Below are 11,992 nucleotides of genomic sequence, written 5' to 3' on the forward strand. Positions count from 1 at the left end.
GCCTTTATAGGGCGGCAGCAATGGGTACCGCCATGGATATGAGGTGCTCGGCCCGCCGGGCAGACGAGGGTGCAGGCACCGCGCGATAGCTGCGGTGGCCCTGTAGGACAAAGGGATTGAGGCGAACTGCGGTCGTGAGCAACATAAGTTCACCATTCGGTCAAAACGAATGGCTGGTCGAGGAGATGTACCGCAAGTTCCGCGATGACCCCTCGTCGGTGGATCCGAGCTGGCACGAGTTCCTCGTCGACTACAACCCCGAGCCGACGGGCGAGGCGGCGACGGCCACCCCGACCAGCGGCGATGGCCGGCCGGCCGCGGCCCCCGCCAAGCCGGCCCCGGCGGCCCCCGAAAGCCCCAAGCCCGCGCCCCCCGCTAGCACGGCGCCCCCCGTCAGCACCGCCGCCGGCAACGGGGTCCCGGCGCGTCCCGCGCCGGTGAAGGCCGCCGCCCCCCCGCCGGCCGAAGGCGACGAGTTGCAGACGCTGCGCGGCGCCGCGGCGGCCGTCGTCAAGAACATGTCGGCGTCGCTGGAGGTGCCGACGGCGACCAGCGTGCGCGCCGTTCCCGCCAAGCTGCTGATCGACAACCGGATTGTCATCAACAACCAACTCAAGCGCACGCGCGGCGGCAAGATCTCGTTCACCCACCTGCTCGGGTACGCGCTGGTGCAGGCGATCAAGAAGTTCCCGAACATGAATCGGCACTACGCCGAGGTCGACGGCAAACCCACGGCCGTCACCCCGGCGCACACCAACCTGGGGCTCGCGATCGACCTGCAGGGCAAGGACGGCAAGCGTTCCTTGGTGGTGGCCGGCATCAAGGGCTGCGAGACCATGCGGTTCGCGCAGTTCGTCACCGCCTACGAAGACATCGTGCGGCGGGCCCGCGACGGCAAGCTGACCGCCGAAGACTTTGCCGGCGTGACGATTTCGCTGACCAACCCGGGCACCATCGGCACCGTGCACTCGGTGCCGCGGCTGATGAACGGCCAGGGCGCCATCATCGGCGTCGGCGCCATGGAGTACCCCGCCGAGTTCCAGGGCGCCAGCGAGGAACGCATCGCCGAACTGGGGATCGGCAAGCTGATCACGCTGACCTCGACCTATGACCACCGCATCATCCAGGGCGCGGAATCGGGCGACTTCTTGCGCACGATCCACGAGATGCTGCTCTCGGATGCGTTCTGGGACGAGATCTTCCGCGAGCTGGGCAACCCGTATCTGCCGGTGCGCTGGAGCACCGACAACCCGGACTCGATCGTCGACAAGACCGCCCGGGTGATGGAATTGATTGCGGCCTACCGCAATCGCGGCCACCTGATGGCCGACATCGATCCGCTGCGCTTGGACGGCAGCCGGTTCCGGAGCCACCCCGACCTCGAGATCCTCAACCACGGCCTGACGCTGTGGGATCTCGATCGGGTGTTCAAAGTCAACGGCTTCGCCGGTTCCGAGTACAAGAAGCTGCGCGATGTGCTGGGCCTGCTGCGCGATGCCTACTGCCGCCACATCGGCGTGGAGTACACCCACATCCTCGATCCCGAGCAGCAGGAGTGGCTGCAACAGCGCGTCGAGACCAAGCACGTCAAACCGACGGTGGCCGAGCAGAAGTTCATCCTGAGCAAACTGAACGCGGCCGAGGCCTTCGAGACCTTCCTGCAGACCAAATACGTTGGGCAGAAACGGTTTTCACTTGAGGGCGCGGAAAGCATCATTCCGATGATGGACGCGGCGATCGACCAGTGCGCCGAGCACGGGCTCGACGAGGTGGTCATCGGGATGCCGCACCGTGGCCGGCTCAACGTGCTGGCCAACATCGTCGGCAAGCCGTACTCACAGATCTTTTCGGAGTTCGAGGGCAACCTCAACCCGGCACAGGCGCACGGCTCCGGCGACGTCAAATACCACCTGGGCGCCACCGGCGTGTACCTACAGATGTTCGGCGACAACGACATCCAGGTGTCGCTGACCGCCAACCCGTCGCACCTGGAAGCCGTCGACCCGGTGCTGGAGGGCCTGGTGCGCGCCAAGCAGGACCTGCTGGACCGGCGCGCCGAGGACCAGGGGGACGACAAGGCCTTCTCGGTGGTGCCGATGATGCTGCACGGCGACGCGGCGTTCGCCGGTCAGGGCGTGGTCGCCGAGACCCTCAACCTGACCCACCTGCCCGGTTACCGCGTCGGCGGCACCATCCACATCATCGCCAACAACCAGATCGGCTTCACCACCGCGCCGGAGTACTCACGGTCCAGCGAGTACTGCACCGACGTCGCGAAGATGATCGGGGCGCCGATCTTCCACGTCAACGGCGACGACCCGGAGGCGTGCGCGTGGGTGGCCAAGCTGGCCGTCGACTTCCGGCAGGAGTTCAAGAAGGACGTCGTCATCGACATGCTGTGCTACCGCAAGCGCGGGCACAACGAAGGCGATGACCCGTCGATGACCAACCCCGCCATGTACGACGTCGTCGACATCAAGCGCGGGGTCCGAAAGAGCTACACCGAAGCCCTGATCGGCCGCGGCGACATCTCGATGAAGGAAGCCGAGGACGCCCTGCGCGACTACCAGGGCCAGCTCGAGCGGGTGTTCAACGAGGTCCGCGAGCTGGAGAAGCACGGCGCGCTGCCCAGCGAATCGGTGGAGGCCGACCAGATGCTGCCCGCGGGCCTGTCCACCGCGGTGGACAAGGCGCTGCTGGCCCGCATCGGTGACGCGTTCCTGGCGCTACCCGAGGGCTTCACGGCGCACCCGCGGGTGCAGCCGGTCCTGGAGAAGCGCCGGGAGATGGCGTACGAGGGCAAGATCGACTGGGCCTTCGCCGAACTGCTGGCGCTCGGCTCGCTGGTGGCCGAGGGCAAGCTGGTGCGCCTATCGGGGCAAGACACCCGGCGCGGCACCTTCTCGCAGCGCCACTCGGTGATCATCGACCGCAACACCGGCGAGGAGTTCACGCCGCTGCAGCTGCTGGCGACCAACCCCGACGGCACCCCCACCGGCGGCAAGTTCCTGGTCTACGACTCCCCGCTGTCGGAATACGCGGCCGTCGGCTTCGAGTACGGCTACACCGTGGGCAACCCGGACGCGCTCGTCCTGTGGGAAGCCCAATTCGGGGACTTCGTCAACGGCGCGCAGTCGATCATCGACGAGTTCATCAGCTCCGGCGAGGCCAAGTGGGGCCAGCTGTCCAACGTGGTGCTGCTGCTGCCGCACGGCCACGAAGGCCAGGGCCCCGACCACACCTCCGGCCGCATCGAGCGCTTCCTGCAGCTGTGGGCAGAGGGTTCGATGACGATCGCGATGCCCTCCACGCCGTCCAACTATTTCCACTTGTTGCGCCGGCACGCCCTCGACGGGGTGCAGCGCCCGCTGATCGTGTTCACGCCCAAGTCGATGCTGCGCAACAAGGCGGTGGTCAGCGACGTCAAGGACTTCACCGAGATCAAGTTCCGCTCGGTGCTCGAAGAGCCGACCTACGAGGACGGCATCGGCGATCGCAGCAAGGTCAGCAGGGTCCTGCTGACCAGCGGCAAGCTCTACTACGAGTTGGTGGCCCGCAAGGCCAAGGACAACCGGGACGACGTGGCGATCGTGCGGATCGAGCAGCTCGCCCCGCTGCCGAAGCGCCGGCTGGGCGAAACGCTGGACCGCTACCCGAGCGTCCAGGAGTACTTCTGGGTCCAGGAAGAGCCGGCCAACCAGGGCGCGTGGCCGCGCTTCGGCCTGGAATTGCCCGAGCTGCTGCCCGACAAGCTGACCGGGCTCAAGCGGATTTCCCGCCGGGCGATGTCGGCCCCGTCGTCGGGCTCGTCGAAGGTGCACGCCGTCGAGCAGCAGGAGATCATCGACACGGCCTTCGGCTGATTCGCCGTTCACACCCGAAGAAAGTGGGACCGCCGGTACCGGCTAGCCTCGACGCAAACGGGCCGACTAGGAAGGGTGCTCATGCAAGGATTCGCCGGCAAGGTCGCGGTGGTGACGGGCGCGGGTTCGGGTATCGGGCAGGCGCTGGCCGTCGAGTTGGGGCGCTCGGGGGCCAAGCTGGCCATCAGCGACGTCGACCTCGAAGGGCTGGCCCAGACCGAGGAGCAGCTGAAGGCGATCGGCGCCCAGGTCAAGGCGGATCGCCTCGACGTGACCGAACGCGAAGCGTTCCTGGCCTACGCCGACGCGGTCAAAGAGCACTTCGGCACGGTCAACCAGATCTACAACAACGCCGGGATCGCCTTCACCGGCGACGTCGAAGTCAGCCAGTTCAAGGACATCGAACGCGTGATGGACGTCGACTTCTGGGGCGTGGTCAACGGCACCAAGGCGTTCCTCCCGCACCTGATCGCCTCCGGCGACGGGCACGTCATCAACGTCTCCAGCGTGTTCGGGCTCTTCTCGGTGCCGGGGCAGGCGGCCTACAACTCGGCCAAGTTCGCCGTCCGCGGCTTCACCGAGGCGCTGCGCCAGGAGATGGTGGCCGCCGGCCACCCGGTGGCGGTGACCACGGTGCACCCGGGCGGCATCAAGACCGCGATCGCCCGCAACGCCACCACCGCCGAGGGCCTCGATCAGGCCGAGCTGGCCAAGTTGTTCGACAAGCGGCTGGCCAAGACCACCCCGCAGCGCGCGGCCCAGATCATCCTCGACGCGGTGCGCAAGAAGAAGGCGCGGGTGCTCGTCGGCGCGGACGCCAAGGTGTTGGACATCTTGGTGCGCCTGACGGGTTCGGGGTATCAGCAGCTGTTCGGCCCCGTCATGGGCCGGCTGCTGCCCAAGCAGTGATCGATCTCTCAGTGTGACGGGCGCGCGCGTTCACCGTTTCGCCCTGCGCTAGCCACCATCACTGGTAACGATTAGCCTCAACGCGGTCAAGCCTGGTCGAGGGAGTGTTGCATGGATGGGTTCGCCGGCAAGGTCGCCGTGGTCACGGGCGCGGGCTCGGGCATCGGCCAGGCGCTGGCGGTCGAGCTCGGTCGCGCCGGCGCCAAGGTCGCGATCAGCGACGTGGACACCGCAGGGCTGGCGCAGACCGCAGAGCAACTGGCGGCGATCGGCGCACCGGTCAAATCCGACCAGCTCGACGTGACCGAGCGCAGCGCCTTCCTCGCTTACGCCGACGCGGTCAACGAGCACTTCGGCGCGGTCAACCAGGTCTACAACAACGCCGGCATCACGTTCATCGGATCCATCGAGGACAGCCGGTTCAAGGACATCGAGCGCGTCATCGACGTCGACTACTGGGGCGTCGTCAACGGCACCAAGGCGTTCCTTCCGCACCTGATCGCCTCCGGGGACGGACACGTCATCAACATCTCGAGCGCGCTCGGCCTGTTTTCCGCGCCCGGCCAGGCGGCGTACGTCTCGGCCAAGTTCGCCGTCCGCGGCTTCACCGAGGCGCTGCACCAGGAGATGGCGCGCGCCGGTCACCCGGTGCGGGTGACGACAGTGCATCCGGGCGGCATCAAAACCGCGTTCGCCCGCAACGCCACCGGCGTCGAGGGGCTCGACCACGCCGAGTTGGCCAACCTGTTCGAGGAACAGCAGGCCAAGACCACCCCGCAGCGTGCGGCTCAGCTCATCCTCGAAGGGGTGCGCAAGAACAAGGCCCGGGTGCTGGTTGGGCCGGACGTCAAGGCGATGGACCTGGTCGTGCGGCTGACGGGTTCGCGGCCGGAGCTGCTGCTGGGCGGGCCGGTGATGAGCCGGCTTCAGCAGGTCGTGCACCGGCTGCTGCCCAAGCGCTGATTTGTTCAGCGGCCCAGCGGGTGCTCGGCTAACCAGCCGGCCGCCACCGCCTGCGGGTCGGCGCCGGCACGCACTTGCCGGCGCATGTCGACCAGGGCCGCGGTGTCGAGCACGCCGGCCACTTCGTTGATCGCCAACACTTGCCGTTCGCTGAGCGCGTTGCGCCGATACAGCGGCACCACGTTTTCGGCCCGGATCAGCGTGGGCTTGGTGTCGGCCAGCGCGACCAGGTCGGCGGGGACACCCGGGTCGGCGGTGGTCGTCCATGCCGCGGTCAGCCGTCCGGACGCGACCGCCGCGAACATCGTTGTGCCATCCGGGAATTCACGCGGATCCGGAAGGCGGCAGGGGCCGATGGCCGACGGCGCCCGGTGGCCGGCGACGGTCCCGAGGACGAGATCGGCGCAGTGCCGCGGCAGCGTGCTCAAGTCCGCGCTGACGTCGCTGCCGCCCCATGACTTGGCGGTGGCCCGGCTCACCAACAGCACGGGTTTGTCCTCGGCGGCGGTCGTGTAGTCGCCCGCCACGATGCCCTCGGGTAGGGCGGCGATCATCGCTCGGTAGACGTCTTTGTCGGACATCGCTGTGGCGCTTGGCTGCAGGCGTTGCAACACCCGGCCGGTGAAGGCGGGAACGACGGTGATTGCGCCCGAATCCAATTCGGCCTTCGGGTCGGTGGTCGGCTGGAACCGCGCGCCGAATCCGTAGGACCGCAAGGCGGCCACGTAGATGCCGGCCAGCAGCGCCGATTCGGCATCAGACCGGGACCCGACCACGACCTCCGCGCGGGCGCGAGGATCGCCGCCGGTGTCGGTCGCGCAACCGGAAACGGCGAGTATGGCGGCGAGCAGCGGTGCCGCCAGCCTGCCGATTTTCACCCCCCGGAGACGGAAATGTCGGCGGCGATCGCCACGGCCGCGGCAACCGCCTCCCCGACGCGCAGGTCCAGCGGGCTGGGGACGATCCGGTCGGGGGCAAGGTCGTCGCTGACGACGGAGAAGATCGCCTCGGCCGCGGCGACCATCATCTTCTCGGTGATCCGGCGGGCACCCGCCTCTAGCGCGCCGCGGAACACCCCTGGGAATGCCAGCACGTTGTTGATCTGGTTCGGGAAGTCGCTGCGGCCGGTGGCCACCACCGAGGCGTACTTGGCCGCGATCTGGGGGTGGATCTCCGGATCGGGGTTGGACAGTGCGAACACGATTCCGTTGGGTGCCATCGTGGCGATCATCTCTTCGGGGACCACGCCGCCCGACAGGCCGAGGAACACGTCCGCGCCGCGGAGGGCTTCCGCCGCGCTGCCGGTCAGGCCGTCGGGATTGGTGCGCCGCGCCAGGGCCGCCTTGACGTCGTTCATGTCGTCCCGAGCGGTGTGCAGGATTCCGCGCGAGTCGAGGACGGTGATGTCCGAAACACCCATCACCATAAGGAGATTGGTGCACGCGACACCGGCGGCCCCGGCCCCGGACACCACCACCTTCAGCGAGTTCATGTCCCGGCCGAGCAGCTTGCTGGCGCCCATGAGCGCGGCCAGCACCACGATGGCCGTGCCGTGCTGGTCGTCGTGCATCACCGGGCAGTCCAGGGCCTCGATGGCCCGGCGTTCGATCTCGAAGCAGCGCGGCGCGGAGATGTCCTCGAGGTTGACGGCGCCGAACGTCGGGCGCAGGCGCACCAGGGTTTCGACGATCTCGTCGGGATCCTTGGTGTCGAGCACGATCGGGATGGCGTTCAGCCCGCCGTACGCCTGAAACAGGGCGCACTTGCCCTCCATGACCGGCAGCGACGCCGCGGGCCCGATGTCGCCCAGGCCGAGCACCGCGCTGCCGTCGCTGACGACGGCCACCAGCCGGTTCGCCCAGGTGTAGCGGGCCGCCTGAGCGTGGTCGGCGGCGATCGCGCGGCTGACCTGCGCCACGCCGGGGGTGTAGGCGATCGACAGCGCGCGCTGGGTGTCCAGCGGGGACGTCAGGCTCACCGAAAGCTTGCCGCCTACGTGTGCCTCGAAGATCTCGGCATCGGTGATCGCACCATGCTCGGCCTGCGTCTGTATCGATTCAAGCAATTCGGACACGGGGTTCAGGGTAAGGCCTACCCATTAGTAGGCCTAATTGGTGATCTGGGTCATACTCCGGCGTTAGATCAGCTTGAGCTCGGTGACCGCGGTGCGCTCCTCCACCAGCTCGGCGGTGGTCTTGTCGATGCGCCCCTGGGAGAACTCGTCGATCTCCAGGCCCTGCACGATCGACCAGTTGCCGTCCTTGGTGGTCACCGGGAACGACGACACGATGCCTTCGGGCACGCCGTAGGAGCCGTCGGAGTAGACGGCCATCGACACCCAGTCGCCCTCCGGGCTGCCGAGCAGCCAGGAGCGGGCGGCGTCGACGGTGGCCGAGGCGGCCGACGCGGCCGAGGACGCGCCGCGGGCGTCGATGATGGCCGCGCCGCGCTTGGCGACGGTCGGGATGAAGTCGTTCTCGATCCAGGCCTGGTCGTTGACCACCTCGGCGGCATTCTTGCCGCCGATCTCGGCGTGGAAGATGTCGGGGTACTGGGTCGCGGAGTGGTTGCCCCAGATCGTCATCTTCTTGATGTCGGTGACCTTGGCGCCGGTCTTTCGGGCCAGCTGCGAGATAGCCCGGTTGTGGTCCAGCCGGGTCAGCGCCGAGAACCGCTCCTTGGGGATGTCGGGGGCGTTGCTCAGCGCGATCAGCGCGTTGGTGTTCGCCGGGTTGCCGGTCACGCCGATGCGGACGTCGTCGGCGGCAACCTCGTTGAGCGCCTTGCCCTGGGCGGTGAAGATCGCGCCGTTGGCCTCCAGCAGGTCGCTGCGCTCCATGCCCGGGCCGCGCGGCCGCGCCCCGACCAGCAGGGCCAGGTTGACGCCGTCGAAGATCTTGTTCGCGTCCGCGCCGATCTCGACGCCGGACAGCAGCGGGAAGGCGCAGTCGTCGAGCTCCATCACGACGCCCTCGAGCGCCTTGAGCGCGGGCTCGATCTCCAGGAGACGCAGCTCGATCGGGCGGTCGGGGCCCAGCAGCGAGCCACTGGCCAGGCGGAACAAGAGGCTGTAGCCGATCTGGCCGGCGGCGCCGGTGACGGCGACCTTGAGAGGACTTGCGCTCACGTCGATGTACTCCTTGTGGAGAAGGTCGTGTGGATTCCGGTTTCGGCTCGAAACTAGCGCACCCTTTTTCGATCGCATTCTCCGGTCCGCTACCAGGGCTGATCGTCAGGCTTTGAACAGCCGGGACGCGTAGCATGGAGCACCGCCTGGTCGGGACCTGCGCTGCGAGGGAGGTGGATGTGTTCCAAGGATTCGACGCACTGCCCGAAGCGCTTCGGCCCCTCGCGCAGGAACCCGAACCGCAGCCGGGCGCGCGACCGGCCAAGGAGACGCTCGTCGACTGCGCCGTCTACGCCGACGGCCACCGGCTGCCCGGCAAGATCGGTTACGCCGCCTCCCTGGACAAGGTGCGCGAGATCGAAGCGCAGGGGCACGAAGGGTTCGTCTGGGTGGGCCTGCGCGAACCCAGCCAGGCCCAGATGCAGGAGGTGGCCGACGTCTTCGGCCTGCACCCGCTGGCCGTGGAAGACGCGGTGTGCGCCCATCAGCGGCCCAAGGTGGAGCGGTACGACGACACCCTGTTCCTCGTCCTCAAGACCGTCAATTACGTCCGGCACGAATCGGTTGTGCTGGCCCGTGAGATCGTCGAGACGGGCGAGATCATGGTCTTCGTCGGCCGCGACTTCGTGGTCACGGTCCGCCACGGTGAACACGGCGGACTGTCCGAGGTGCGCAAGCGGATGGACGGCGACCCCGAGCAGATGCGGCTGGGCCCCTTCGCGGTGATGCACGCGATCGCCGACCACGTGGTGGACCACTACCTCGAGGTGAGCAGTTTGATGTTGTCCGACATCGACAGCATCGAGGGTTTGGCCTTCGCGCCGGGCAGCAAGATCGACGTCGAGCCGATCTATCTGCTCAAACGCGAGGTCGTCGAGCTCCGCCGGTGCGTCAATCCGCTGTCGGCCGCGTTCCACCGGATCCAGGTGGAGAACAAGGACGTGATCTCCAAGGAGTTGCGGCGCTATCTGCGCGACGTCGCCGACCACCACTCCGAGGCCGCCGACCAGATCGCCAGCTACGACGACACCCTCAACTCGTTGATCCAGGCCGCGTTGGCTCGCGTCGGGATGCAGCAGAACAACGACATGCGCAAGATGGCGGCCTGGGCCGGCATCCTGGCGGTGCCCACCATGGTCGCCGCCATCTACGGGATGAACTTCCGTTTCATGCCCGAGCTGACTTGGACGTGGGGCTACCCGGGGGTGATGGCGGTGATGGTCGTCGTCTGCCTGGTCCTGTATTTCCAGTTCCGCAACCGCAACTGGCTCTGACGCTTCCTCGCCGAGCGTGTACTCACGGCGACGAAATCGCAGAATTCTCGCCCTGAGTGCACGTTCGACGATGCGCCGTGGCGTCAGTTTGGTTGTGCGGCAGGGCGATTCGTGTTCAGCACATCGACGCCGTCGTTATCCCACGCTTGCCGCATCGCCTCGGCGCCTTTCAACCGCACCCACGCCGCCTCGGTCGCGGTGATGGGGGTCGCCGACAGGAAGCGCACCGGGTCGCGCGGCGGTTCCAGCGGCAGATCCGCGATCTCGCTGCGGCCCAGCAACACCGCGGTGAACGGCACCTTCCGCGACGGCGACGCCCACAGCGGCGAGCCGAGGTCGATCAGCGCATCGGCACTCAGCACGGCGCCCTCGACGGCGGGAGTTGCCGCCAGTATCGCGATGCTGCGGGCGATGCCGGTGATCGGGCCGGGATCGCGCAACTGGAGGACGATTTCGGCCCGCGGGCCGCGCACCGGGTCGGCGATATCGAGGGTCGGTTCGGCCATGGGGTGGCGCGAGCAGCCCAGGGAGACGTAGTGCACCAGCCCGCTTGTCTCGCGGAATCGCAGCACTTCGATGGTTTCGGTGCCCAGGAATGTCACGCTCGCCGAATCGGGTTCGAGGTCGCCGAAGTGGGCGCGTACATGCGCACGGACCTGCTCCAACGGCTGTGTCACCGCGCGTCCGACGGCGCGATGGTCAGGTTGGCCCCGGAGTCGGCGTCGAAGACCACGAGCCGTGTCGTGTCGAACGCCAACTCGATCGACTGCCCGATGACCGCCTTGGATTCGGCGGGAACCCGTGCCACGAACTGGTTTTCGTGCGCGTCTCCCTCGGCGGCCAGATCGTCCAGTTGCGCCGAGTGCGCGGCCCATGCCGCGGTGGAGAAGTACACGTACTTGTCGGCGCCCAGCGATTCGACCAGGTCGACCTTCACCTCGAAGGTCAGCGCCCTGATGCGCTGGTAACCGTCGATCAACGCGGCGTCGGACAGATGCTCGGGCCGCACCCCCACGATGACGTTGCCCGGCGTGGGGTGCTGGGCGATCACCTCTTGGACGTCCGGTGTCAGCATCACCTCCCCGAAGGGCACCGTCAGCCCGATCGGCGTCAACGTGGCCGGGAAGAAGTTCATCGCCGGCGAGCCGATGAAGCCCGCGACGAACAGGTTGGCCGGGTGCTCGTAAAGCTCATCGGGGGTGCCTATTTGCTGTGCGACGCCCGAATGCATCACCACCACCCGGTCGCCCAGTGTCATGGCCTCGGTCTGATCGTGGGTGACGTAAACGGTCGTCGTGCCCAGGCGCTTTTGCAGCCTGGCGATCTCGCCGCGCATCTGGACGCGCAGTTTGGCATCCAGGTTGGACAGGGGCTCGTCCATCAGAAACGCCTTGGGATGGCGCACGATCGCGCGGCCCATCGCCACCCGCTGCCGCTGTCCTCCGGACAGCTGGGAGGGCTTGCGGTCCAGAAAGTCGGTCAGGTCAAGGGTTTTGGCGGTCTCGGCGACCTTTTGCGCGATCTCGGGCTTCGGCATCTTCGCCAGCGTCAACGGGAACGCGATGTTCTGCCGCACCGTCATGTGCGGGTACAGCGCATAGGACTGGAACACCATCGCGATGTCGCGGTCTTTGGGCGCCTTCTCGTTCACCCGTTCGCCGCCGATGCGCAGCTCACCCGAGGAGATATCTTCAAGCCCGGCAATCATGTTCAGCGTCGTGGTCTTACCGCAGCCCGACGGGCCGACCAGGATCAGAAATTCGCCGTCGGCGATGGTGATGTTCAGGTCGTGCACCGCCACGGCGCCGTCGGGATAACTCTTGCTGACATGGTCCAGCACAATCTCGGCCATCGCG

The 11,992-nt window shown here is 67.4% G+C and carries 9 protein-coding genes; 4 read left to right on the forward strand and 5 right to left on the reverse strand.

Annotated features, from left to right (window positions below; all coding sequences use genetic code 11):
- Positions 1 to 134: 134 nt before the first annotated feature.
- The 3 genes from QGN30_RS21380 to QGN30_RS21390 all read left to right on the forward strand — a co-directional run bounded on the left by QGN30_RS21380 (position 135) and on the right by QGN30_RS21390 (position 5,735).
- Positions 135 to 3,863, forward strand: a complete 3,729-nt coding sequence (locus QGN30_RS21380; protein WP_248921262.1) for a multifunctional oxoglutarate decarboxylase/oxoglutarate dehydrogenase thiamine pyrophosphate-binding subunit/dihydrolipoyllysine-residue succinyltransferase subunit — start codon at positions 135 to 137, stop codon at positions 3,861 to 3,863.
- Positions 3,864 to 3,944: 81 nt separating this feature from the next.
- Complete coding sequence (locus QGN30_RS21385) at positions 3,945 to 4,772, forward strand: SDR family NAD(P)-dependent oxidoreductase (protein WP_008254671.1); 828 nt, start codon at positions 3,945 to 3,947, stop codon at positions 4,770 to 4,772.
- A 111-nt stretch (positions 4,773 to 4,883) separates the two neighbouring features.
- Positions 4,884 to 5,735, forward strand: coding sequence for an SDR family NAD(P)-dependent oxidoreductase (locus QGN30_RS21390; protein WP_014384066.1), 852 nt, complete (start codon positions 4,884 to 4,886; stop codon positions 5,733 to 5,735).
- A gap of 5 nt (positions 5,736 to 5,740) precedes the next feature.
- Here QGN30_RS21390 and QGN30_RS21395 read toward each other — a convergent pair whose 3' ends face one another.
- From QGN30_RS21395 to QGN30_RS21405, 3 genes are all read right to left on the reverse strand, one after another.
- On the reverse strand, positions 5,741 to 6,613 hold the full coding sequence (locus QGN30_RS21395; RefSeq protein ID WP_008254666.1) for a glycine betaine ABC transporter substrate-binding protein: 873 nt from the start codon (positions 6,611 to 6,613) through the stop codon (positions 5,741 to 5,743).
- A complete protein-coding gene (locus QGN30_RS21400) occupies positions 6,610 to 7,809 on the reverse strand; it encodes an NAD(P)-dependent malic enzyme (RefSeq protein ID WP_008254665.1) in 1,200 nt (399 codons plus the stop codon). Before QGN30_RS21400 ends, QGN30_RS21395 begins: the two co-directional genes overlap by 4 nt.
- A gap of 63 nt (positions 7,810 to 7,872) precedes the next feature.
- Positions 7,873 to 8,862 (reverse strand): malate dehydrogenase, encoded by a 990-nt coding sequence (locus QGN30_RS21405; protein ID WP_008254662.1) that lies wholly within the window; start codon positions 8,860 to 8,862, stop codon positions 7,873 to 7,875.
- 179 nt (positions 8,863 to 9,041) lie between these two features.
- Between QGN30_RS21405 and corA the strand changes: the two genes are divergently transcribed.
- A complete protein-coding gene (corA, locus tag QGN30_RS21410; RefSeq protein WP_008254660.1) occupies positions 9,042 to 10,136 on the forward strand; it encodes a magnesium/cobalt transporter CorA in 1,095 nt (364 codons plus the stop codon).
- A gap of 83 nt (positions 10,137 to 10,219) precedes the next feature.
- On the opposite strand, the gene QGN30_RS21415 is transcribed toward corA, so the two are convergent.
- Positions 10,220 to 10,813: a suppressor of fused domain protein gene (locus QGN30_RS21415; protein WP_014941457.1), complete on the reverse strand. Its 594-nt coding sequence runs from the start codon at positions 10,811 to 10,813 to the stop codon at positions 10,220 to 10,222.
- Positions 10,810 to 11,988, reverse strand: coding sequence for an ABC transporter ATP-binding protein (locus QGN30_RS21420; protein ID WP_014382019.1), 1,179 nt, complete (start codon positions 11,986 to 11,988; stop codon positions 10,810 to 10,812). The genes QGN30_RS21415 and QGN30_RS21420 overlap by 4 nt, the downstream gene beginning before the upstream one ends.
- Positions 11,989 to 11,992 lie beyond the last annotated feature (4 nt).

Source organism: Mycobacterium sp. 3-98 (genome assembly GCF_035918355.1).
Taxonomy (GTDB): domain Bacteria; phylum Actinomycetota; class Actinomycetes; order Mycobacteriales; family Mycobacteriaceae; genus Mycobacterium; species Mycobacterium intracellulare.

What these genes read in the sequence shown, in the direction of transcription:
- QGN30_RS21385 (WP_008254671.1), top strand. Translation starts at nt 3,945, where the DNA reads ATGCAAGGATTCGCCGGCAAGGTCGCGGTGGTGACGGGCGCGGGTTCG.
- QGN30_RS21390 (WP_014384066.1), top strand. Translation starts at nt 4,884, where the DNA reads ATGGATGGGTTCGCCGGCAAGGTCGCCGTGGTCACGGGCGCGGGCTCG.
- QGN30_RS21420 (WP_014382019.1), bottom strand. Translation starts at nt 11,988, where the DNA reads ATGGCCGAGATTGTGCTGGACCATGTCAGCAAGAGTTATCCCGACGGC.